Genomic DNA, 555 nt, shown 5'->3' on the forward strand with positions numbered 1-555 from the left:
GTGGAATCGCTGTCGATGGTGTCGCTAGCGTCGACCAGCTTGCCATTGACCTTGCCGGCCACGGTGGYCTTGGCCAGGCCGGCACCAATGGATGCTGCGACCTCGGCTACGGAAACCGGGTGATCGAATGAACGTTGACTGCCGTCGGGAAGAGTAATAGTTGGCATGGCGCCTCCTCTCCTAGTGGTGACCCCTACCAAAGGTCACGTGGGTTGGGATGAGCCAGTACAAGATCCGATCCAGGCCATTCAATGACGAACGCCTGCCTTACAGCGGCAGGAGCCTTGCGGCCAACCGGAAAACCGAACCAGAGTGACTGGGATTCAAATCAGGGTTAATCGCGCAGTTGCCGCCACCGGGACTGAAGGTCATCCGGAGCTTGCAAACGCCCGAGCKGGGCATGCTAGCACAGATGACCGGTCGTCGATGCAAGCAGACTTTGTGCGGGGGCAAAACGGGCATTTTTATGCCAGAGTGCTGAACTTGAACCCCGCTTCGCCCCTCAGATAACACGTCATTGACCAAAAAGGAGCATCCCAGCATGCGTCTGAACCG

Annotated in this window: 1 protein-coding gene; it reads right to left on the bottom strand. The window is 58.0% G+C overall.

Features of this window, described 5'->3' with window-relative positions; translation table 11 throughout:
- Positions 1-167 (bottom strand): TGS domain-containing protein (locus tag AC1DRJ_RS31915; protein ID WP_477805601.1); only part of this gene is annotated, 167 nt, incomplete at its 3' end.
- Between the last annotated feature and the right edge of the window lie 388 nt (positions 168-555).

The organism is Pseudomonas sp. P5_B2 (assembly GCF_056400445.1).